The sequence below is a fragment of the Asticcacaulis aquaticus genome (genome assembly GCF_028550415.1).
Lineage (GTDB): Bacteria > Pseudomonadota > Alphaproteobacteria > Caulobacterales > Caulobacteraceae > Asticcacaulis > Asticcacaulis aquaticus.
This window is the reverse complement of the sequence record NZ_JAQQKX010000019.1, coordinates 1-22137: the sequence shown is the minus strand read 5'-3', so window position 1 is coordinate 22137 and position 22137 is coordinate 1. Positions and strand designations below refer to the sequence as shown.

Here is a 22137-nt window from a genome sequence, read left to right as displayed (position 1 = left end):
GGCAATCTATACCGTCAAATGTCGCTGAACGGAAAGTCGAGAAGCATTCCGGTTCGACTGCGGCACTCATTATCCACAAGGAGAAAAACATATGCCCCGACGGCAATTCATATCGACAGTAGAAATCAAAAAGGCCCTGAAAGCGCTGAAAGCAGTGGGCCACACCCCGCGCGAAGTCCTCTTCGATTGCGACGGTAGCTTAAGAATTAGGATTGCAGATCAGAACCATGACGACACCGATCTTGACGCAGAATTCAATGTCTTCTTCCGCACGACTTAAGGAGCAACCCCGAATGCCGAAAGGCGTTCGCCGCCAAAAGAAGACACTCTGCACCGGCGAGGTCGTCTATTATGGCTATTACGGGAGGGGGCGCGGAGCCCCCTCTCTCGGCAAGATCGGCACTCCGGAATTCCATGAAAATCTGGCTAAAGCGATGAGGTCCGAGCAACCCTCAAACAATATCGACAGCTTGATTTTTGCGTACTCCAAATCGAACGAGTTTCGCTCGTTATCGGAGCGCACAAAGAAGGATTATCGCGGCTTCCTAACGAAAATCAGCATCAAGATGGGCAAGATGAAACTGTCCGTCGCCCAACGACCGCTCATGACGAAACACCTATCGTCTTGGCGGGACGAGATGTCAGGCCATCCCAAGCAAGCGAATTACACGATCACCGTTCTCAAACTGCTTCTGTCTTGGGCGAAGACACAGGGAGATATCGAGGTCAACCCGGCGGAAGGTGTCTCTAAGCTAAAGGAAGGTGACCGGCGGCACATCGTTTGGAGCCAAGACGAAATCGATGCGTTCAACAAAGCCGCTCCCCCTCATTTGCGTCTGGCAATGTCTCTCGCACTCGAAACCGGACAAAGGCAAGGCGATTTGTTGATCTTATCGAAGACTGCCATCAAGGACGGTGTTATCGAATTGCGTCAGAACAAGGGAGACGTGCCGGTTGCCGTGCCGGTGTCACCTGAACTTTTCGAAGTTCTTTCAAATCATCCTCACCCTGACTCTGTGACGGTGCTTTGCAATGGATCAGGGGAGCCGTGGAACCCCAAAGGCGACGGGTTTCGGTCTGCATGGTCTAGCGTCTGTCGTGATGCGGGTATCACTGGGAAGACATTTCACGATTTGAGAGGGACGTTTGTCACCCGGAAATTTGAAGCAGGATGGAAGGCAGAAGATATAGCCTTCGTGACAGGCCATAGCCTCGCTAACCTATCCATCTTGGAGCGATACACGAACCGGGAATCTGCATCCCGTGCAAAGGCTCAAAAACTTCGAGAACGCATGTACGGCGCGAAAATGTCAAACCAAGGTGAAAACCAAGAAGAAAACGCCGGTCTCTGAAAACGGCAAACCCTTATAAATAAGGTGGTACGGGCAGCCGGACTCGAACCGGCATGGATTACTCCGACGGATTTTAAGTCCGTTGCGTCTACCGATTCCGCCATGCCCGCAAACCGGTGCGGGCGTTCTAACCAAAAACGCCCGCGCGGCAAAGTTTATTTTCCGTTCGTCGGCTGGAAGACCACCTCGGTATTAGCGATCATCCACACCGTCGCCGCCCAGGCGGCGACGTTTTGCGTCATCTTCTTGGGATCGATACGGTCCAGCGTATCGTCCGCCGTGTGGTGAACGTCGAAATAGTCGGTGCCGTTCTGCTGCAGGTCGAAGACCGGCACGCCCTTGGCATTGAGCGGCGAGGTGTCGGGGCCGCCGCCGGTCGAGACGACGCGGTCGACGAAGATGTTCAGCGGATAGAGAATAATCCCCAGTTTCTTGTTGAAGTCGGGATAGTCGGTTTTGGGCAGCGACAGTGAATATATCACGTCGGCGCCGAAGTCGCTTTCGGCCGCCGCAATGTGCGTGTCGCCAGCGTGAGCGGTGGCGTAGGCATTGGCGCCCGAAAGCCCCTGATCGCCCGGTTGCGAGACCTCTTCGGAGCCCCAGAACACCACGCGCACGGTGCGTTCCGGACGCACGCCCTGATCGAGCATGACCTTGGCGGCCGCCATGGTGATGGCCACGCCCGCCCCGTCGTCGATGGCCCCGGTGCCGAGGTCCCAGCTATCGAGGTGGCCGCCGATGACGATCACTTCGTTCGGACGCTTGGTGCCCTTGATCTCGGCGATGACGTTCTGCGACGTCCCCGCGCCCTTGAAGGTCGGGGTCGACAGCATCTTCAGGCGGATCGGTCCGGCCTTGCCCTCGCGCTGCATCTTCAGCAGGCGTTCGAACTGCTCGGCATCCGGCGGCGACATGGCCAGCGCCGCCAGCCCCTGCTCGCCCAAAAAGCGCGTCGCCCCGGTGTGGGCAAAGCGATGGTCCTCGGTCCCCAGCGAGCGCATGACGTAACCGACCGCCCCGCGCGAACGGGCCAGTTCCGGCCCCTGACGGCGGACCGAGCCGGAATTGACGCCGTAGCCCTGCCCCGTCTGGGTGCGCACGGTCGGTTGCAGAATGACGACGATCTTGCCGGTCAGATCGGCCTTGGAGTCCGCGAATTCGGCATAGGTCTCATAGATCGCCGCTTCGCCCTCGACGCCCGCCGCCGGGGTCGCCCCGGAGCCGCCCAGCGCCGTCACGACTATCTTTTGCGCGAAGGGGCCGACAATTTCGAGGCTCTCGGCCCCGCGCTGCCAGATTTGCAGCGGGAAGCTTTCGATGCGGACATTGTCGAAGCCCATCTTCTTGAGTTCCGCAGCCGACCATTCCGCCGCCTTGCGCTCGGACTCAGAGCCTGCCGGGCGGGCGCCGAAGCGCGTCGTCAGTTCGGCCACGAAGTCGTAGGCGAGGTTCGATTTCAGCGCCGCGTCGCGCAGTTTGGTCGCGGTGACTTCCGGGGCTTCGGGGGCGACCGGCGTCGCGGCCGCTTTAGGCTTCGGTGCGGCCATGGCGGGTGCGGAAACGGCAAGGAGAGCAGACGTCAGGAGGAGGATCGCTTTTTTCATATTCTTACTCACGAGCGGGTCAGGAGATGGATTGCAAAAACCGGATTGAGGGGCTTTTGAAACCGTAAAGGCCCCCACCACCGCATCTCGCGCTTCGCGCGTCGTGCGGTCCCCCTCCCCAGCAAGCTGGGGAGGTATGATATATTTACCCGACAACCTCTTCGAAGCGGGCATCGGGATAGCGCTGGCGGGCCTGTGCCACGATGGGCGGCAGGCCCGCCAGAAGGGCGGCGAAAGCGGCGTCGAGGTCGTCGGCATTGCGGCCACGGATGACCAGTTGCGTGCCGAATTCTTCGGGATAGATGCCGAAGGGGTATGAGCCCAGCGACAGGTCCGGATATTGCGCATCGAGCGACTTCAAAATGTCAGCAGCCAGACTTTCGGGGACATAGGTCGCTTTGACGGTGCGCGACTGCACCTGCTGCCCGTGGCGCAGGCGGTGCGGCAGATCGTTGAGCATCCCGGCCATGATGCGCGGCACGCCCGCCATGACGAAGACGTTCTCCAGTTGAAAGCCCGGTGCGCCCGACACCGGATTGACGATCAGGCTCGCCCCATCGGGGATGCGTGCCATGCGGCGGCTGTTGGGATTGAGCAGGTTGGCGTCGCCGCCATAGCGCGCCAGCAGGATATCGAGCGCGTCCTGACGCTCGTCTATGCCGACACCGAAGGCATTCGCCACGCAGTCCGCCGTGATGTCGTCGTGGGTCGGGCCGATGCCGCCGGTGGTGAAGACGTAGTCAACGCTGGTGCGCAGTTCGTTCAGCGTGCGCACGACCTGCGCCTCGACGTCGTGCACCATACGTACCTCGACTAGATCGACGCCGAGCGCCCCGAGGAATTTGGCGATGGTGTTGACATTGGTGTCCTGCGTCCGACCCGACAGGATTTCATCGCCGATGATCATGACGGCGGCGGTCGGGTTTTCGTCTTCAGTCTTGACCGTCACGGCGGCGGCTCCTTATGGAAAGACGCGGAGGCTTCCCATGATGTTTGCAAAGCGCCTTACAAAAGGCCGTCTGGTATCGAGATACAAGCGATTCTTTGCTGAAGTCGAACTTGATACCGGTGAAACGATCCTAAGCCATTGTCCGAACCCCGGCAAGATGCTGGGGCTCCTCGATCCGGGCACAGAAGCGCTGGTCACCCACGTCGATGACCCGAAAAAGAAACTGCAATACCGGCTGGAGGCGCTGCGCGAACACGGCACCTGGGTGGGCGTCAATACGCAGTGGCCGAACCGGCTGGTCGCGATGGCGATCCGCGACGGCGCGATCCCCGACCTGAGCGACTATCCGCTTATGCGACCCGAAGTGAAATACGGGCATAATTCGCGCATCGACTGGCTGTTGCAGGACCATTCGTCTCAGCCGGATGTCTATGTCGAGGTCAAGAACGTCCACTATTCGCGCGTACCGGGGCTGGCCGAATTTCCCGACTGCGTCACCGAACGCGGGGCGAAACACCTGCATGAACTGATCGAGATGGTCGAGACGGGTTACCGGGCGGCGGTGGTCTTCTGCGTTCAGCGCGACGACGTGGTCCGCTTCGATATCGCCCGCGATCTCGACCGTAAATTCGGCGCGGCCTATGATGCGGCCAGGGCCGGTGGCGTCGAATTTTACGCCCATGCGTGGCCCGTATCAGAGGCGGGAATTGCTCACAGTCACAGGCTGGAAATCTTGTAGCGGCGGCGCAACCGTTCTTCCCACACGCCGCCGCCGATCGCCAGATAGAGCGCGATCCCGCCCCAGAAACCGATCCCGGTCAGATAGCTGTACATATTCATTTCAGGCGTCATCAGGTGCACCAGATGCGCGGTCATGGTGTTGATCATGCAGACCGCCGCCGCCAGCGTCCAGACCTTACGCGTCATCAGCGACAGGACGATAAAATAGACCGTTATGAATCCGTCGAGGATCAGGGCCGCCGCGCCGGGAAAATAGGTGACCTTATCCTGAAACAGCGGCGTCAGACACGAGGCGATGAAGATGATGACGGCGGCGATGCGTTCGTCCCGCCCGCCGCGCCACAAGGCGAGCGCTGTGACCCCCACGAGCAGAATCAGCCCGACAGAAATCCAGATAATATGGGCGATGTCGCGCATTCTATTCGAGCCGGGCCACCACATGCTCTATGGCCTCGATCATACCTACCGCGGCAATCAAAAGACCGCTGACCAGAAGCGTCGAGACCAGGGCAAGAACGAGGATAAGGCCGATCCATTGGACGGGATTCAGGCGCCGGAGATAGGCCTGCAGGCGTGTATATTTGCCGTCCGGCGGGCCGATATCCGGGACAGCGCGAAGGTGGGACATATCCCTCGCGCCATCACCGGATGGCCCCGCCCCCTCGGCGGCAAGGGGCAACTTAGCGGGGTCGGCGGCATCGGGTATCGGTCTTGCCGCCCCTCGGTCGTCGCGACCGACCCCTGTTTGGGGGGTCGCCTGCGCCTCATAGGCCACCAGCAGGCGCGCGGCATCGCGACTGGTGGCGACGCCCAAACGCTCGCGCGCGGCTTCGGTATGGGTCTTGACGGTGCGTTCGCCGATGTCGAGCAGGCGTGCGATTTCCTTGGCCTGATGGTTCTGGGCGACCAGACGCAGGATTTCCTTCTGACGGGCAGATAACTTCTCTACCCCCGACGGGTTCTCCACAACGACACTCCTTACGCACGACCTTTTATTCGGAGCGGTATAAATCAGAAAAACCCGGACTTTTCCAGACTAAGTGGGGCCTGCGCTTCCCAATTTGACAAATAACGACGTTCACGAAGGACTATGGGTCACGCAAAGGTGCCGGTCTGCGCGGCACCCACCTCTGAGCTAGTCCTCGTCGCGCAGCTTATCCACACGGCCGCCCAGATTGACCACCGCCCACAGGGCCGGCATCAGGGCGGTCTCGTTGCCGGATACGGCGAAATAGACGGGTTTCCACACCGGCTTGAACTTTTCCTTCCAGGCCCGCAGCCCGTCGAAATTATAGACCTCGCCGCCATAGGCGTAGATCAGAGCGGCAATTTTATACCACGCCGGACTGAGCGGTTTGGCCTCAAGGCCACCCAGAGGCGCCATGCCAAGGCTAAAATAGGTGAAGCCTTCGTCACGGGCGTGGAAGATCAGCCGCAGGAACAGATATTCCATGATATTGGCCGGCGCATCGGGCGCGTAGCGCATCAGGTCGAGACTCAGCGAGGCCTTGCCCGTCGACGGCCACAGATTGGCAAACGCCATGATCTCGCCGCCGATGCGGATGACGGCCACCGGCGTCAGGCGCATATAGTCGGCGTCGAAATAACCGAGCGAATAGCCCTTTTCCTTCGCCCCCTTGTCCTCCAGCCAGGCATCGGAAATGGCTTTCAGGCGCGGCAGATGGCTTTCCAGCGCTTCGGGCGCGATGATCTCGAACGTCGCCTCGACCTGCTCGAACCGGCGCCACACCTGCCGGAAGGCATAGCCCTTCTTGCCCGCCAGATCGAAGCTCTGCGCCGGGACCAGAGCCTCCTCGCCGATCTTGAACGGCCTGAGCCCCAGATCGAGCATCAGCGGCAGGAATTCCGGCCCGACGCGGTAAAAGGACAGCTTCGCCTTGGCCAGAGACGCCATTTCCTTCAACCGCCAGCCCAGCCGCGCCACCTCGGCCTCCGGTCCGACCGGCGCCGACATGACCACCCAGCTACGGCCCGACACGCCGTACATGGCAAAGGCCGTGCGGTCCTCGTTCCATAATATATGCTTGTCGCCGGTCAGGGCCAGCCACGCCTGAGGATCGTCGGCCAGTTGCACGACGCCGCGCAGATCCTCGATGTCGTCCTCGTCCGGCAGGTCCGGGGCGGTCCGGGCGATGCCGAACAGACGATAGAGCGCAAACAGCAGGACGGTCGCCGCGATGATGACCAGCCCGCGCAGGAAGCGCGACACGCTGGCCTCATAGGAAAAGCGCTGCCACAGGGTATGGCCGTAGGGGATGCGCTCATAGAAGTAGAAACCGCCGATGGCGATGAGCAGCAACAGAGCGGCCGTGACGATCAGCCAGCCGGGTTTCAGCGTCAGGGTCAGGATGCGCGATTTGCGGCTGAAGGCGCGCTTGCACGGCAGGAGGATCAGGGCGCACAAAACCATAACCTCGGCCACGCCGAAGGCCAGTTCACGCGTCACCGACAAAAACGCCCCGGCCAGCAGCAGGCCCAGCGCCATATACCACGCCGTGTCGATGCGCTCCCACAGGCCGCGCGCCGCGAAGATCAGCAACACCCCGGTCACCGCACCGGCAATATGCGACAGTTCGACCACCTCCAGCGGCAGCCACTTGCGCACGAACGGCAGGGCTTCGGGGTCGATCGGCGACAGAACCGAGGCCAGCAGCAAGGCCCCGGCCAACATCATCAGCACGGCCATGACCTTGGGCACCAGCCGCACGACCGAGTCGAGGACCAGCCCGCGGATATCCTTGGGGTGTTTCATGCCCGCATTTTACACGCGCGGCGGATTCGGAGAAGGGATTTTACCCCGCCCGGATGCACCAGCTGTCGGTGATGCCCAGCTGGCCGCACAGCCGCTCGGCCTGTTCGGGCGACGCAACCGGCCCGACGCGCAGACGGACCATGGGCTTGCCGTCGGCGGTGGTGACCGCCTGAAGCACCGGCTTGAAGCGCTCAAGCCCCGGATTACGCGCCTGAAGCGCGGCCCAGGCGGCTTTCGCGCCGTCGCGGCTGCTGAACGAACCGATCTGGATGGTCTTGAACGCCGGTTCATCGTTTTTAGGCAAGGCTTTCGTGGCGGTCTTCGTCGCCGCTTTCGCCACCGGGGGCGCCTCGGCCACCGCGACGGTCTTCGTCGCCACCGGCACCGGTTTCGGGGCGAACACCTCGGCCTGAGCCACCTCCGTCGCGTCCGGCAGGCCCGTATCGAGCTTGGTATCGGCGTCGGGGCGCTCCATGTCGAGCGGGTTGACGATGCGGATGTTCATCTTCGGCGCATGGGCGACCAGACCGTCCTTGCCGGTGGTCAGCTCTTTCGCCGTCTCGAAGGCCAGTTCGATCTGTTCGTCACGCGACGCCTCGGACGATGAGGACGAGGATGACGCCTCACCCTTCCCATCCACATCGATTTCGGCTAAACGCGCGGCCATCCGCTGAAAGTCCTTGCCGTCGCCCCTGGGCAGGTCGCAGCCGCTCAGGCCGGTCGCCGCAAGGCAGATCGTCAGGGCCAGCAGACTTGAAAACGGGGGCGGGGAGCGCATATAGGCACCCTGACACACGGCGCTTAAATCGCCGTTAGCAAAACTGGTTAACACGCATGCTGAATGCCGATCTGACACCTTACACCGTGACGCGCGTGCGCGACCTCGCCGCCCTGCGCGACGCCGTGCGCGCCTTTCGCGCCAAGGGGTTAAGCGTCGGTTTCGTGCCGACCATGGGTGCCCTGCACGCCGGGCACCTGGCGCTGGTCGAGCACGCCAAAAGCCTCTGTGACGTGGTGGTGGTGTCGATATTCGTTAACCCGAAGCAATTCGCCCCGCATGAGGATTTCGGCCGTTACCCGCGTCAGGAAGACCGGGACGCGGCGCTGCTGGCTACGGTCGGCTGCGACCTCGTCTATCTGCCCGAAGCCGACCTGATGTACCCGGACGTGTTTGCCTCGACCGTCCATGTCGACGGCCCGGCCCTCACGCTGGAAGGCGAATTCCGCCCGCAATTTTTCGACGGCGTGGCGACCGTGGTCCTGAAGCTGTTCAATCAGGTCCAGCCCGACGTCGCCGTCTTCGGCGAGAAGGACTATCAGCAGTTACAGGTGGTCAAAACCTTCGTGCGCGACCTCGATCTGCCGGTCAGGGTGGTGGGTCTGGCGACCGTGCGCGAAGCCGACGGCCTCGCCCTCTCCTCGCGCAACGCCTATCTCAGCGCCGACGAGCGCCGGACGGCGGCACGGCTGATTGTCGAGCTGAATACTGTCGCCGAGGTCGTGCGGAGCGGCGGCGACCGCGCGGCGGCCTTGCAGACCGCCACCGAAAACCTCAGGGCCGCCGGTTTCGGCCCGGTCGACTACATCACCCTGCGCGATGCCGAAACCCTGGCCGAAGCCGGTCCCGACACACGTGCCTTACGCCTGCTGGCCGCCGCCTGGCTCGGCAAGACGCGCCTGATCGACAATATCGCGATATAAAACAGCCCCGGTCCAGAGAACCGGGGCTGTCTTTATGTCTGCTTAGTTCGGGACGCGTACCGTACGATACCCCGTTCCGGCACTGTCGGTCGCCCCGACCTGCACCAGACGCTCACCTGAGGCGCTTCCGGGCAGATCGCCCAGCACCAGATGCGCCGACCTCAGGGTCGCATCGTCCGGGGTGATGATCAGACGACGTACACCGACATTCGATGAATCGATATCGACATAGCTCACCGACGGGTTGGAGTCGGTAATCTGGATATTGAACCAGTCGGTATAGAGGCCGTTGACCTGAACAACGTGTTCATACTGCCCGATATTGCCGTTATTGGTAGTAACCCCCGTGACGTTGAAGTGCTGCGAGCCATCGAACAGGAAGGCCTGCGGTGCGGGATCGCCGTTGTCGTAACCGCAGTTCTTGAGGTTCGGGCTGGTGATGTGAATGCCCGAACAGCCTTCGAAGCGCGCACAGGTTTTCTGGATGTCGCGGAAGTCGGCATTGTCGATCCAGATGCCATCGATATAGCCGGCGTTCTGCTGGAACAGCAGCGCGTTCGGACCGGTTCGCGCATTGATCCACGGGCTGGTCAGCTTGGTTGAGGTGATGTGGCTGTTTGACCCCAGGCACTGAACGTGCATGGACGTGCCCTGATTGTCGCTGGCCGAACCTTCGATCTGAAGATAGTGCTGGAAGGTCTCGGCAATGCTGCCATTGGTGTCGGCGGTCATCTTCAGGCCCGTCTTGCCGTGGTAGATGACGGTCGAATACATGTGGATGCCGGTGATCCCCGCATAGTTGCTGGCAATCATTTCCAAACCGATCGAGTTTTCGGCATAACTGTTTTCCAGCACCGTATTGGTGAATACCTGATCGGCGACGTAACGCAGGTTCGAATCATCGACGCCATAGGCTTTGAGGCGAAGAGCCGAGCCGACACCGGTGATCACGTGCAGACCGGTCCAGCGCATATGGCGCATATTGACGACCTCGACACAGGCCGGCAGACGGGCGCCTTCGTGAATGACCCCTTCGACCGTGACGTTGTCGACCGTGCTATAATCGGGGCTGCTGAAATAGTTGGTGCCGGTTTCGCCGATTTGCAGTGGGATGTCGCAGCCGCCAAGATTGGCGATCATCACGTCCTTAAGCGCGAACTCTGCCGGGACAGCCGGCGAGGTCGGCTTGATGTGAACACCCCGCGCCATCGGCGTCGACAGGTTCTTGAAGTACAGACGCGAGCCGCCAACCGAGCGGCCGGAACCGCTGAGGACGAACTTGCCATAGGCCGTCAGCGGGAAGACCAGCTCGCTTTCCAGATAATAGGCGCGCGACGGCAACTCGAAGGTCAGGGCGTCGCCCCTGGTGTTGAAGTTGTCGGTATTGAGGAGCGCGGCGACCGCACGGTTGAACGCCGCCGAATCGTTGGTGGGCGTCGTTGCATTCCCATCGCCCTTGGCACCGAACCACTCCGGGCGCACGCGGCGCAGGCCGTAAACATTGCCGTAGTAATAATAATCCACCGAACTAATGGTCACGACTTCGGGAACGAAAATCTGTTCAGTGCTTTCACAGACAAACTGTCCGCCAAAACGAACGGTGCGTCCGTTTCCGACTTCCAGTGTAACGCCGTTGTCGATGATGACCGTGGCGGTGACGGTGTAGGCGCCGTCGGCATTGATGTCGGCGATCCACTGGTTGTTCGTCGCGTTTACGGGGTCGTATTTCAGGTGAATCGTCTTTGGGGTCAGACCTGTCGAAGGGTCCCAGACGGTCGAAAAATTAGGCATTGCAAATCCCGGATGAAACACTGCCCTAAGTGACAGCGCGGCCATAATGGAGCCGGTTGGGACGCCGGGGATTGTATGATGTCAGGCCGGTAAATAGGCCAATAAAATCAGTGCACATCATGCAAAGTGATCGATCATATATCCATTTGCGTTCCACGAACCATGGCGACCCAACCTCGCAACCTTGCCATTTGAACAACCTGAAACTGTACCCGCATCCCGGCGTTCGCGACGGAGGATGTTGGCCGCATGGCTGGGCAAGACGCGCCTGATCGACAATATAGCGGTTTAGCCTAAAAGTTGACGCGCACCGGACTGCCGCGTTATGCTTTATCTTGTTACCGGTCCGTTCAAGGTAAAACCATGCCTGCACCGCGCAGTTTGACATCGCGATTCATCAAGGGTTTTCTGAGCCTTGCCCTCACCTTTGCGGCGGGTGAAAGTGCCGCTCAGGTGGGGTGCACGCCCGGCAAGGAATGTATTTTCATCGCGGCCCCCGAGTGCGGCGTCTATAATCCTGAGCTGTGCAAGGACCCCGCCGAGCGCGCCCGCTACGAAAAGCTGGCGGAGGAGCAACGGCGCAAAGACAAGGCGGCCGCCGAGGCCCGCGAAGCCGAACGCCTGCGCAAGGAAAAGGAAGTCGCCGACCAGATGAAAAGTCTGAACATGGGGCGGCAGCGCGAAGCCGAAGCCAAGCGGCTTCTGGCCATGAAGGCCGCGGCGGACGCGGCCCGCAACAAGATCAAGCGGGACAATTGCGGCATACCGGAAGGCAACCCGAACTACCGACCGCAGGGCTGGCACGGCACGGCCTGCCCACAATAATTCATTCGTATGAGGGGTAAGATGAAACTGTTGACACTGGCGCTGGTGGGGCTGCTTGCCCTGGGCGGACAAACCACGACGGCGCAGGCGCAGGAACAGACCGTTGAAAATGCCCAGAAATTTCTGGGCATTCTGGCGTCGCAGAACCAGTTCACCCTGAGCCACCGACAGAATAATTATCAGTGGGACGAATATTACTGGACCGATGACGCCACCGACAATACGCGGCACCATCATGACATTACCCCGCCCTTCAAGGTTAATTCGGCGCGTATGTCCACGCGGTGCGCCACGGTCCTCAATACGAATGTCATTTTATATTACGGCACCGTCGAAGGCCGTTTTAACACACCGACCCTGAAAACTGATAGCCAACCCCCGATAGACATTTCCATCGACTGGGCCAAGGTGGCGATCGTCCGGCGCGAAGGCAATGGCGTGGTGATCAGCGGTAACAACTATACCAATATGACCTACTACAACTATTTGCGCTTTAACCTGCCGTCCGAGGACCTCGCCAAACGCGTCGAATACGCGCTTGAATTCATGCGCCTGAGTTGCGACGCGGCGGCCTCGACCGGGTTCTGACGCTGTCTATTGCGCCGGAGGCATCGACAACGGCCCGATGACCTCGATCGTGTCGGTGACGATGCCCATGCGCCACGACTTCGGCACCTTCGACAGTTCTTCCGGCGTATTGAGCGACGGCATGCCGCCCTTGCGCTTGTTAACGTCGCCGATCAGCCAGACATAGCTCCCCGCATCGGCGAATCGCGTCTGCAGGCGGTTCGGATAGCCCCAGGCCAGCCACGCATAGTTGGTCGGCAGATACATGGTCGTATGGCGGCAGGCCTTAGGCATGTAGCCGCTCCAGCCCAGCGCCATGTACCCCAGGGCGCACGATTTGAGCTTCGCCTTGCCGGTCGGGCGCAGGTCCGGTCGCAGGACCGCCAGCCGTTGCGTCGGACGCTCGCCCGCAAAGACGCTCAGGCGTTCGGGATGGGCTTCTGGATGCGCCTTGAGCCACGCATCCAGAAGATCGGCCTCGCGCGAGTCGTTGCTCTTGATATTGATCAGGATATGCTTGTCGGGAAAGGCGGTCAGCACCTCCGCCAGAGACGGCATCCGGCCTTTGAACTGGCCACGAAACGGATAAGTCTTGCCCCCGTCGGCGGTATAACCGTAGCCGATATCGAGGGCCTTCAGTTCGGCCATACTGTGCTGGCGCGTGATGCCTTTGCCGTCGGTGCGGCAATCGAGCGTCCAGTCGTGAAAGACGACGAAATCGCCATCGGTCGTCGGGTGAACGTCGATTTCCACCCCGTCGGCGCCCAGATCGAAGGCCGCCTGCATCGACGGCAGGGTGTTTTCCAGATAGCCGTGCGTCGGCGGCAGGATACGGTCCGCCGTGCAGGTGTCGCGCGTCAGGCCTTCGCGGCGGTAATGCTGATAAAGCCCGCGATGCGACAGCAATTGCGGCGTCGTTTCCGGTGGCGTCGCCGCCCACGAGGCGTTGATCAGATAGAGCGCCGCGATCACGACCGCACTCCCCGCCCCGATTATATAGCGCTTTTTCATGCACACCCCACATACGTAGCAATGCTACATATATGCCGTGCTCAGGTTTTCGGGTCAAGCCACGCGTCGAGATTTTCGATCAGATCGGCCACGGTTTCGGGCTTGAGACGCGCCAGAAGCGCCCCCATCAGGGCCAGTCGCCGGGCATAGACCCGCTCATAGGCCGCCCGACCCGCCGCCGTCAGGCTGAGCGACACGGTGCGCTTGTCGGTCGGATGCGGGGTTCGCGCCACCATGTCCAGCCCGATCAGGGCGTTGACCAGACGGCTCATGGTCGGATGCGCAACCTTTTCCAGCGCCGCCAGTTCGGTCAGGGGGATGCCGGGGTGGGTATAGAGGGTGCTCATGGCCGCGTACTGGGCACTAGTGATCGCGCTCCCCCCGTCCAGCACCCGCGCCTGCCGCAGCAGGCGGGTGGCGAGGTTCTGAAAACGCGCCGCCAGTTCGGTGGTATCGGAAGGCAGGTCAGGCACAGATCGTCTCTCAGGCTTCGTTGCGGGCTGGATAGCAGAAGACGCCGCCCGAATACAGAGGCCCTCATACAGAGGCCCTCATACAGAGGCCCTCCCGGTGATCGCAAAAAAGGACGGCCCTTGCCGGACCGTCCTGAAGTCAGCGCCTTCTCATATCGGGATGATACAGATGAAAAGGCGGCAAGGGCCCGCCGCCGCAGGGAGGGCGCGGCGACGGGATTCACGAGTGGAAAGCCTATTGCAGCTTATAGATGACGCCCAGGCGCATCTTGCGGCCACCATAGACGACCTGCCAGGGCGTTTCCGGAACGGCGGCCAGACCACGGGTCGGGCCGACGCGGACGCTGGCTTCTTTCAGGACGTTCGTCGCCTCGAAATAGACCTCGACGTTCGGCTTGAATTTGTGCGTGATCTTGGCATCCAGATAAGCGTTCTCGGCGTTGTAGTACGCTTCGCCGGGATTGTAGGGCAGGCTGACAAAGGTCCGCGGGTTCGAGTTCGGATAGGCATAGGTCGGCAGACGGTTGGCATCACACGAGGCAATACATTCCAGAACCTGAGACCGGACCTGATAGGCCAGTTTCGCGTTCGTCTTGCCGTCGTCGTACCAGATCGACAGGTTGCCGAAATATTCAGGCCGTCCCGATGGCCCCAGATTCTGGCCGGAGATCAGGTCCTGATAACCGCCGCCCGACGCCTTGTTGGTCGAATAGTTCAGATCGATACCCGTGTAACGGAAGCGCCACGGCAGGAAGGTCAGGGCCGCCTTCGAGGAGAATTCCCAACCGGCCTGGGTGGTGCCCGGCTGATTGATCCAGGTATTGTAGGTAAAGGTGAAATCCGACAACGGCTTTCCGGATACCGGATCGACTTCACTGGTCCCGGCGAACACCGGCTGATCGACCATGATCTTACGGGTCGGCGAGCCGATCTTGATCTTCTGGCGATAGTAAGCCAGCGACACGAAGGTGTCCCTGTTGATATACCACTCGATCGCCGTGTTGTTCTTGGTTGCCGTATAGGGCTTGAGATCCGGGTTGCCGAAATCGCCGCAGGTCTGATCGAGGTCTTCACCGGCGACAATCCGGTCTTCGATCCGCTGATCCACCGTACAGGTGCCCGCCGGGAACAGGTAGCTGACGCCCGCGCGCGAGATGGTCTTCGACCAGTTATAGCGCAGAACGACCTTGTCCGGAACGGCCCAGAGCGCGGCGTTATAGCTTGGCAGCCAGTCGGTATAGTCGCGTTCGACGGCGATCGGCTTGGTGATGGTTGTCGTCTGGACGCGGCCATAGCCTTCCGCCGCGTTCCAGTCCTTCAGAGGGTCGCCGGTGCCCGTGATTTTACGCACGGAACTGATCGACGTGAAACCGCTGCCCGCTACCTTCGAGTTAACCGCGCGGACGCCGAAATTGCCTTCGAACGTCATATTCAACGGCAGCGACTGTTCGAAATCGAACATGTAGTAGGCGGCCGTGACTTCTTCCGAAGAGAAGTTGGTCGGCATCGCATAGAGGTTGCCGTCGGTGCCCTTACAGACCTTCAGGCAGTTGGTGTTGTAGTTCTGTGCCGAGGCCAGTTGCGAATACAGCTTGGGGACATCGAGGGTATTCCACTGCGTCATGCCCTGAACGCCGTCGTAACCCGGGAAGAAGGCGCCCTCCATGGGCAGGACGCTGTTCTGAAGTATTTTGATCAACTCAGCGCGCGGAAGCGTTTCCACGCCGTGCATCCAGTCCGTACGGGCCGAGGTCGGAACCCCGCTGGAAAGATTATACATCGCATTCGGCACATAACCATAGACGCATCGGTTCGCGGCCGTTGTCGTCGCCTGATTTTCACAGGCGCGAACGGTCGACCGGAGGTTTTGCGTCGGTACACCGATCATCAGGCTCGGCAAATACCCGTCGCCACGCCACAGTTGATTGTCGATCTTGCGGTACTGAATACCGGCCTTGAAGCGCTTCAGGATCGGAAAGTCCGGCATCTGATAGGTCAGGTCGATCTTGCCCTGGGTTTCACCCGTCTCAACCAGTCGCGGTCCATAGCCCAGGCTGATAGAGTCCGAATACTGAGCCAGTTGCGCCGCCGTCGACCCGGTGGCCGGGTTGAGCGGCATAAACTGCGTCAAATCGTTGGGATTGAACGACGCCGGAAGCTTGATATCCCACGTACCGGTCGGCGTGGCGAACATCTCCGCCCCGGTATAGAAGGTCTTGATCGAGGCACGATAGTCGTACCGCGTATATTCTGCGTCCTGTTTGCTGCCCATGAACTCGATCAGAAGCGGGCCATCCTTATAGGTACCGCCGGCCTGAATGTACGATGTATCCCAGATCTGATCGTTGTAGATTTGGTCGATATTGTACTCGGCACGCCCCAGCGTCAGCGCGGTGACGTGGTGAGCGGAATCCATTTTGATGGAACCCGGCACGATATTGATCGCCTGACCGTAGATCGGGAAGGCGTTGTTGGTCGTCACGGAACCGGCGGTATTATCCAGTTGCCGATAACCGGACAATTGCGTCGGATTATAGAGGTAATAACCGTTCCCGGCAGTGGGCGTAATATAGTCGGGTGAGTTGACCGGGAAGGTCGTATTGCCCACCAGAGTAAAAAGGTTAGTCGCAAAAGCGTCGCCGCCGCGCGAATTGGGATCGATATCGATATTGCCACGCGAGCGGTTGGCGCGGATATCCTGCATTTTGCGATCGGTCTTCTGATACTTCGCGAAGACGGTCAGCTTATCATTGACCCGGAAGTCGAACCGGATATCCCAGGACTGTCGGTCCTCGTACTGCTTTTGCAGAGCCTCACGCAGGTTCGACGGCGAATAGTCGTTCCACTGGCTCAGGCAGGTGAATTGTTCCTGAATACGAATCGTCTGCGCGTCGCGGCGGCTGTTGCCGCTGTTGGCGCCTGTAATCGTATTGAGCTGGGCTTCCGTATAGAGCGGGAACGCGGCCAGACAGTCGGCCTTGGTCTTGGCGTTGGCCGATTTGGTAACGATGTCGAGCGGTGTACTGGTCACGAATTTCTGGGTGCCGCCGGCCGCCAGATCATAGCTGCCGACCGGCAGGGTCGCCGCCGAGCCGGAGACAGTCGCCGGATTGAACTGGAAGGTTTTCTCCGGCGAGCCATCGAAATCGACCAGGCGGTAATAGCCCTGATCGAAATTGTCCATGCTGGTCTGATGGCTCTCGTTATACGTCTTGCGCGTCGAGAGATTGAAAACGACCCCCAAACGACCTTCGAAGAACTTGCGCGACGCCACGATACCGATGTCGGGAACGATCTTTTCGTTCATCGAGTTGCGTTCACCCGCCACACGAATCTGAAAAAACGGCTTCTTGAAGTCCAGGCCGGTCCGGGTCTGGATCGAGACGGTCCCGCCCAGACCGCCTTCGGTCTGATCCGGAGTCGCGCCCTTGACGACATCGACGCTCTTGATCAGATCCGCGGGCAATTCGCGCAGGTCGGCACCGCGACCGGACGGGTTACCATAGGCCAGATCGTAGCCCGATGTGGCGGCCGACATGCCGTCCAGCTCGACGCGGGTCAGGTCTGCCGTGTTACCGCGCAGGGTGATCTGCTCGCCCTCGCCGCTTTCGCCCCGCGCCAGACTGACGCCCGCGATACGGGACAAAGCCTCGGCAAGGTTGCGGTCGGGGAACGAACCGACATCGTCGGCGACGATCGAATCCGTTGCCGTCTTGGCGCGCTTCTTGCGGTCGATGGCCGACTGCTGCGATGCGCGCGTCCCGATGACGACGACTTCGGTCACGTCCGTCTGGCCCGATGGGGCGGCCTGTTGCGCGGCAACCGAGGTCGCCGTTAGCGCTATCATGGCCAGTCCAGTGCTCGCCATGAGGTATGCCGCGAAACGCCGCGACGAAAACTCTCTCATTGTTCCTCTCCCTGTGGGACTGAACCGGAGGCCCCGGTTCTTATTTTTTTGAATTGTGCACGAAGGCTTCCGACCGTTTCCCTTGCCGTTGTGGCGGCGATACCCAAGCGGGAAGCGGTATCAAGACACCTTCGAAAGATGTAGACGCGATGCGGCGGGACAAATGCCTCGGACGAGACCCTTCCTCCCTCATCGTCAAAAATGATAACGCTACCATTTCAAAGACGCAATACAGTTTTCAAATAAGGAAATGATTTTTCAATTTGGAAGTTAAAAACGTGACAAAAAACACACGAAACGCGGTCGGAGCGGCCTGAATAATTTTATTAAATACTATATTTTTCAGATATTTATTACAATTTCTCACAAAAACGTTATCGCGCCCGGTGCTTTTTCATCAGGTAATTTCCGGATGCCACGTCTATCGCAGATGAAAATCGGCGCACGGCCACGAAGCGACATCCCCGTCGCGCATCCACACCCGTTTCCAGACATGAAACAGGTTGTTTGCGATTTTTACCGATAAGCCCCCCGATTCGGGTGGTCACCTCAGGCGCTGGCCTCGGGCTGTCCGTAGGCCTGGGCCGCGCGCCGCTTGAATTCGGAAATCAGCGCCTGAGCCCGGGGGTCGTTGCTGCGCTCCTTGAGCGAATAGACCCCCATACGCACGGGGTCCGACATATCGTCCTGAACGAGGTGGACCTGATGGACGCCCAGCCGGGCGAATTCATTCGCCATCAGATCCCCATGCTGCAGCACGGCGTCCGTCTGTTTTACGTAATCCAGACAGGCTTCGAGCGAATCCGAGGTGAAAGCCTTGCCCACGGTGCCGCCGGTAAAAACCGAATTTGAAAAGCGCCGCTGGTGGCTTTCCTTGGGAAAGGCGAGCGTCGAGGGATAGGCCCTCAGTTCGGCCAGGGTGCGAATCTGGCCCAAAAGCGGATGCCCGGCGCGGACGAAATAGCCGTCGCGCAGGTGGCCGACCGGCGAGAAATCCGTACCGAGGCTGGGGTCGAGGTCCGGCACCTTGTGACCGACAAAGGCGACAATGTCTCCGGCCAGAAGCTGATCCATCAGACGCAGGACATTGCCGATGCTCACATGGATGGCGACGTCGGGATGCTGAGTCCGGTAATCGAAAATGAAGGTTCGCAGAAACGCCGTCCACGCCGTATATCCCGAACCGAGGCTCAGGCCGTAGTCCATGTCCTTGCGTTGACGCGCGATCGAGGTCAGGGCGTTGTCGTGAAGCCGCTTCATGACAACGCCATGCTCATAAAGCGTCTGACCGTACGAGGTCAGGCGCATGCCACGCGGCGTGCGCTCGAACAGTTCGACGCCGAGCGAGGTTTCCAGCTTCTTGAGATTAAAGGTCAGGGTCGGCTGGGTCACCCTCAGGCGTTCGGCCGCCAGACTGAGCGACCCGGCATCGGCCACCGATAAGAACTGAAGCAGGGCGCGATCCATAATCCCCTCCGAACGATATAGATTTTTTCAATGGATACGCTGATATTTCGTATTTTTCTATAGGGAATGATGCTGATAGGTTTGATATCGAAAATAAGGGCGCCTCAGCATTTTACTAAACAAATGCGGCAGGACCAAAAAACAGGCTTAGGGAACGTAACAAAAATCCAGTCAACCGCATCTGCTTTACAGAAAACAGGCCCTTATTAGATCCATTCGTTGAGCGGATAGGGCTGCGTGCCGCGTATATATACGTCACGCACCGCCCGTTCTGCTTCAACACACGCTATACCTTCTGACTAATCACCCCCATACCGGAAGGTAAAACTCATGCGGCCCGTTAGCGTGCGGGCCGCTTTTTTTTGCCCGACGGTCAGGCGCTCACCACGCGCCCGCCTCACGCAACGCATTGACCAGTTCCGGCGGCAGTTCCGCGCCATTGTCGCCCATCACGAGGTCTTTCGGCGAGTCCTTGGCCTCCAGATAGCGCCAGCCCTGAAACGCCCGGCGCGGATGCGGCTCAGTCAGGATATGCTGCGTCGAAACGGTAATCAAGCATTGGGGAATCGCGCCTTCGACCGTCTCGATACTGACGATCGGGCGGCGGACCAGAATGACGCCCTTGATGACCCAGAACAGCGAACCGCCGTCGAGCAGTTCTTCAGCACGTTTGGGCGTCTGGCGCGTGTGGATCGTGCGGGTAGCGTGGCCCGCTTCCCAGCTCAGCAGATCTTCGACCGTATCGGCACCCACGCACAGCTTGACCAGATTGACGCTCATCGCTCGACTTTCGCTACAGATTTTACTTAACTAATTGGCAGTTAATATGAGGCGCATTATCTATTAACCGTAACCATAAGAATCAAGGCCCGCCCCCATGGCCGACACGCTGGAAACCGCCCTCGCCAAGCTGTTCAACACCTCGTCCGCACTGGAAGAGGCAAGCTGGATCACCCTGTCCGGCGGCAGCCGCCTGTTCAGCGCCGGGGACGAGTCCGACCACCTTTATCTGCTGCGCTCCGGGCGTCTGGGCGTCTTCCGCCACGACGACGACCAGCAGGGCCTGCACCTGATCGGCATCATCAAGCCCGGCGAGCCCGCCGGCGAGATGTCGCTGATCGCCGGGACGCCGCATACCTCGACCCTGATCGCGCTGCGCGACTGCGAGCTGATGGTGCTGCCGAAGGAGGCCTTCCTGCGCGCCATCGAGACCGCGCCGGACGTGCTGCTGGCGCTATCGAAGCAGATGATCCAGCGGGCGCGTGAGGGCACACCACGCGAAGGCCGCCGCCATAATACTCCGAATGTTTTCGCCTTTTTCGCGCTGAACGACATCCTTGTGCGGCCACTGGTCGATAAGATCGCCGGGCATATCCGCACGCTGGGCTACAGCGTCGCGATCTTCGACAAAGACAATCACGGCTCGACCTTCGACACCTTCTCGAAGGCCGAGGCCGAGAACGACTATGTGCTCTACGTCGCCGAAAAGCCGGAAAGCCACTGGCGGCTGCTCAGTTCGCGGCAGGTCGATCACACCTTCTGGATCGCCGATGCGCGCGAGCATTCGGCGCGCGAAAAGCCTGAAACCCCGACCGGCACCTTGAGCCCCGAAGACTCGCAGATGCTCGATCCGCTGGGGCTTCAGCGCGCGCCGGACCTGATCCTCATTCAGGCGCAGGAGTCCGATGGCCGCAAGATCATCGCCCACACAAAAAGCTGGATAGACGCCTTCAAGCCGGCCCGCTGGTTCCATGTCGGCGATCACTCGACCCAGGACGCGGCACGCATCGCCCGCATCGTCACGGGACATTCGATCGGTATCGTCTTTTCCGGCGGCGGGGCGCGGGCCTTCTCGCACATCGGCGCGGTACAGGCCCTGCGCGAGGCCCATATCCCCATCGACTTCGTCTGCGGTTCGTCGATGGGCGGCATCGTCGGGGCCTGCGTGGCACAGGAATGGACCGAGGCCGAAATCGACGAGAATATCCGCGCGGCCTTCGTCGACTCCTCGCCGCTGGACGACATCACCTTCCCGTTTCTGGCCCTCACCGGCGGCAAGAAGGTCGATGAACGGCTGGCGAAGTATTTCGGCGAGGTGCTGATCGAAGACCTGCCCCTGCCCTTCTTCTGCCTGTCGTCGAACCTGACCTCGGGGACGATCAAGGTGCACAAGGGCGGGCTGATGCGTCAGGCTTTGCGCGCTTCGATCTCCCTGCCGGGGATCATGCCGCCGGTGATCGAGGACGGTCAGGTGCTGGTCGACGGGGCGGTGATGCGCTCCTTCCCGGCCCTGATGATGCGCAATACGCATCTGGGGACGGTGATCGGCGTCGATGTGACCCGCGCCAAAGGCATCGATCCGAAGACGGTCGAGGTGCCGAAAAGCCTGCCGACCTGGTTCCTGAAAGGCGACTGGCGCAAGGGACCGCCGATCGTCTCGATCCTGATGCGCTCGGCGACGATCACCACCGCCGCCGACCTTGAACAAAGCCGTCTGGCCAGCGATCTTCTGATCATCCCCGAGCCCGAAGGCGTCGAGATCCGCGACTGGTACGCCTACGATCTGGCGGTCGAGTCGGGTTATCAGACGACGGTGGACAGTCTCGCCAAGCTGGAACACCCGGTAACGCAGTTGCGCAAGCTGGGGGTCAGCCTGCATCCGAACATCCCGGCCTTTACGCCGGACGACAGTTTCATCACGCCGCCGAAGTTCGAAAAGCCGAAATACGGGCTGAAGACGACGGGCCGCGTGGTCAAGCCGGTGAAACTGGGCAACAAGCCTGTGCCGAAGATGTAGGTTCGGCCGAAGATGTGAACACCCTTATCCCTGTCGCATACCGATGGGGAGTAGAACGTACTAGGTTCGAGACTCAATCAGTCCACCAAGTAATTGCGATAGCAATAGCGATGGCGGCAGCAAAATTGGCTGCGAGTTTGTCGTATCGGGTGGCGATGCGTCTCCAGTCCTTTAATCGG

At 60.3% G+C, this 22137-nt stretch carries 18 protein-coding genes, 1 tRNA gene and 1 pseudogene; 6 read left to right on the top strand and 14 right to left on the bottom strand.

Going from position 1 to position 22137, the window contains the following annotated elements; all coding sequences use genetic code 11:
* The first annotated feature begins 293 nt into the window (after positions 1-293).
* A complete protein-coding gene (locus PQU92_RS17245; RefSeq protein WP_272749534.1) occupies positions 294-1352 on the top strand; it encodes a tyrosine-type recombinase/integrase in 1059 nt (352 codons plus the stop codon).
* Between the two features lie 25 nt (positions 1353-1377).
* On the opposite strand, the gene PQU92_RS17240 is transcribed toward PQU92_RS17245, so the two are convergent.
* From PQU92_RS17240 to PQU92_RS17230, 3 genes are all read right to left on the bottom strand, one after another.
* Positions 1378-1462, bottom strand: a tRNA-Leu gene (locus PQU92_RS17240).
* A gap of 45 nt (positions 1463-1507) precedes the next feature.
* A complete protein-coding gene (locus PQU92_RS17235; RefSeq protein ID WP_272749533.1) occupies positions 1508-2956 on the bottom strand; it encodes a M20/M25/M40 family metallo-hydrolase in 1449 nt (482 codons plus the stop codon).
* Between the two features lie 145 nt (positions 2957-3101).
* Complete coding sequence (locus tag PQU92_RS17230; RefSeq protein WP_272749532.1) at positions 3102-3905, bottom strand: competence/damage-inducible protein A; 804 nt, start codon at positions 3903-3905, stop codon at positions 3102-3104.
* A 37-nt stretch (positions 3906-3942) separates the two neighbouring features.
* On the opposite strand from PQU92_RS17230, the gene sfsA reads away from it, so the two are divergent.
* On the top strand, positions 3943-4644 hold the full coding sequence (gene sfsA / locus PQU92_RS17225; protein WP_272749531.1) for a DNA/RNA nuclease SfsA: 702 nt from the start codon (positions 3943-3945) through the stop codon (positions 4642-4644).
* Here sfsA and PQU92_RS17220 read toward each other — a convergent pair.
* The 4 genes from PQU92_RS17220 to PQU92_RS17205 all read right to left on the bottom strand — a co-directional run bounded on the left by PQU92_RS17220 (position 4623) and on the right by PQU92_RS17205 (position 8197).
* A complete protein-coding gene (locus PQU92_RS17220) occupies positions 4623-5063 on the bottom strand; it encodes a hypothetical protein (protein WP_272749529.1) in 441 nt (146 codons plus the stop codon). The two genes, sfsA and PQU92_RS17220, sit on opposite strands and share 22 nt — an antisense overlap.
* A 1-nt stretch (position 5064) precedes the next feature.
* Positions 5065-5613: a response regulator transcription factor gene (locus PQU92_RS17215; RefSeq protein WP_272749528.1), complete on the bottom strand. Its 549-nt coding sequence runs from the start codon at positions 5611-5613 to the stop codon at positions 5065-5067.
* 168 nt (positions 5614-5781) lie between these two features.
* Positions 5782-7419 carry a phosphatidylglycerol lysyltransferase domain-containing protein gene (locus PQU92_RS17210; protein WP_272749527.1) on the bottom strand — a complete coding sequence of 546 codons (1638 nt, stop codon included), beginning with the start codon at positions 7417-7419 and terminating at the stop codon, positions 5782-5784.
* A gap of 40 nt (positions 7420-7459) precedes the next feature.
* Complete coding sequence (locus PQU92_RS17205; RefSeq protein WP_272749526.1) at positions 7460-8197, bottom strand: SPOR domain-containing protein; 738 nt, start codon at positions 8195-8197, stop codon at positions 7460-7462.
* Between the two features lie 56 nt (positions 8198-8253).
* Here PQU92_RS17205 and panC point away from each other — a divergent pair, with 56 nt between their 5' ends.
* Positions 8254-9120, top strand: coding sequence for a pantoate--beta-alanine ligase (gene panC / locus PQU92_RS17200; RefSeq protein ID WP_272749525.1), 867 nt, complete (start codon positions 8254-8256; stop codon positions 9118-9120).
* A 42-nt stretch (positions 9121-9162) separates the two neighbouring features.
* On the opposite strand, the gene PQU92_RS17195 is transcribed toward panC, so the two are convergent.
* Positions 9163-10911, bottom strand: a complete 1749-nt coding sequence (locus tag PQU92_RS17195) for a hypothetical protein (RefSeq protein ID WP_272749523.1) — start codon at positions 10909-10911, stop codon at positions 9163-9165.
* Between the two features lie 363 nt (positions 10912-11274).
* On the opposite strand from PQU92_RS17195, the gene PQU92_RS17190 reads away from it, so the two are divergent.
* Complete coding sequence (locus PQU92_RS17190; protein ID WP_272749522.1) at positions 11275-11736, top strand: hypothetical protein; 462 nt, start codon at positions 11275-11277, stop codon at positions 11734-11736.
* A gap of 21 nt (positions 11737-11757) precedes the next feature.
* Positions 11758-12324, top strand: a complete 567-nt coding sequence (locus PQU92_RS17185; protein WP_272749521.1) for a hypothetical protein — start codon at positions 11758-11760, stop codon at positions 12322-12324.
* A gap of 6 nt (positions 12325-12330) precedes the next feature.
* Here PQU92_RS17185 and PQU92_RS17180 read toward each other — a convergent pair whose 3' ends face one another.
* The 5 genes from PQU92_RS17180 to PQU92_RS17160 form a co-directional block, all read right to left on the bottom strand.
* Positions 12331-13314, bottom strand: coding sequence for a glycerophosphodiester phosphodiesterase family protein (locus PQU92_RS17180; protein ID WP_272749520.1), 984 nt, complete (start codon positions 13312-13314; stop codon positions 12331-12333).
* Between the two features lie 41 nt (positions 13315-13355).
* The gene (locus PQU92_RS17175; RefSeq protein ID WP_272749519.1) at positions 13356-13787 is read right to left on the bottom strand and encodes a MarR family winged helix-turn-helix transcriptional regulator; all 432 of its coding nucleotides are present in this window, start codon (positions 13785-13787) and stop codon (positions 13356-13358) included.
* 235 nt (positions 13788-14022) lie between these two features.
* On the bottom strand, positions 14023-17634 hold the full coding sequence (locus PQU92_RS17170) for a TonB-dependent receptor (protein ID WP_272749518.1): 3612 nt from the start codon (positions 17632-17634) through the stop codon (positions 14023-14025).
* Positions 17635-18243: 609 nt separating this feature from the next.
* On the bottom strand, positions 18244-19161 hold the full coding sequence (locus PQU92_RS17165; RefSeq protein ID WP_272749517.1) for a LysR family transcriptional regulator: 918 nt from the start codon (positions 19159-19161) through the stop codon (positions 18244-18246).
* 381 nt (positions 19162-19542) lie between these two features.
* Positions 19543-19941, bottom strand: a complete 399-nt coding sequence (locus tag PQU92_RS17160; protein ID WP_272749516.1) for a DUF1489 family protein — start codon at positions 19939-19941, stop codon at positions 19543-19545.
* Between the two features lie 97 nt (positions 19942-20038).
* Between PQU92_RS17160 and PQU92_RS17155 the strand changes: the two genes are divergently transcribed.
* Entirely contained in the window at positions 20039-21958 is a 1920-nt protein-coding gene (locus PQU92_RS17155) for a patatin-like phospholipase family protein (protein WP_272749515.1), read from the top strand.
* Between the two features lie 73 nt (positions 21959-22031).
* Here the strand turns inward: PQU92_RS17155 and PQU92_RS17150 are convergent.
* A pseudogene (locus PQU92_RS17150) lies at positions 22032-22137 on the bottom strand (IS5/IS1182 family transposase); the annotation flags it as partial.

Coding starts and splice junctions, on each gene's coding strand:
- PQU92_RS17245 (WP_272749534.1), top strand. CDS start 294: ATGCCGAAAGGCGTTCGCCGCCAAAAGAAGACACTCTGCACCGGCGAG.
- PQU92_RS17235 (WP_272749533.1), bottom strand. CDS start 2,956: ATGAAAAAAGCGATCCTCCTCCTGACGTCTGCTCTCCTTGCCGTTTCC.
- sfsA (WP_272749531.1), top strand. CDS start 3,943: ATGATGTTTGCAAAGCGCCTTACAAAAGGCCGTCTGGTATCGAGATAC.
- PQU92_RS17220 (WP_272749529.1), bottom strand. CDS start 5,063: ATGCGCGACATCGCCCATATTATCTGGATTTCTGTCGGGCTGATTCTG.
- PQU92_RS17210 (WP_272749527.1), bottom strand. CDS start 7,419: ATGAAACACCCCAAGGATATCCGCGGGCTGGTCCTCGACTCGGTCGTG.
- PQU92_RS17205 (WP_272749526.1), bottom strand. CDS start 8,197: ATGCGCTCCCCGCCCCCGTTTTCAAGTCTGCTGGCCCTGACGATCTGC.
- panC (WP_272749525.1), top strand. CDS start 8,254: ATGCTGAATGCCGATCTGACACCTTACACCGTGACGCGCGTGCGCGAC.
- PQU92_RS17195 (WP_272749523.1), bottom strand. CDS start 10,911: ATGCCTAATTTTTCGACCGTCTGGGACCCTTCGACAGGTCTGACCCCA.
- PQU92_RS17190 (WP_272749522.1), top strand. CDS start 11,275: ATGCCTGCACCGCGCAGTTTGACATCGCGATTCATCAAGGGTTTTCTG.
- PQU92_RS17185 (WP_272749521.1), top strand. CDS start 11,758: ATGAAACTGTTGACACTGGCGCTGGTGGGGCTGCTTGCCCTGGGCGGA.
- PQU92_RS17180 (WP_272749520.1), bottom strand. CDS start 13,314: ATGAAAAAGCGCTATATAATCGGGGCGGGGAGTGCGGTCGTGATCGCG.
- PQU92_RS17170 (WP_272749518.1), bottom strand. CDS start 17,634: ATGATAGCGCTAACGGCGACCTCGGTTGCCGCGCAACAGGCCGCCCCA.
- PQU92_RS17165 (WP_272749517.1), bottom strand. CDS start 19,161: ATGGATCGCGCCCTGCTTCAGTTCTTATCGGTGGCCGATGCCGGGTCG.
- PQU92_RS17160 (WP_272749516.1), bottom strand. CDS start 19,941: ATGAGCGTCAATCTGGTCAAGCTGTGCGTGGGTGCCGATACGGTCGAA.
- PQU92_RS17155 (WP_272749515.1), top strand. CDS start 20,039: ATGGCCGACACGCTGGAAACCGCCCTCGCCAAGCTGTTCAACACCTCG.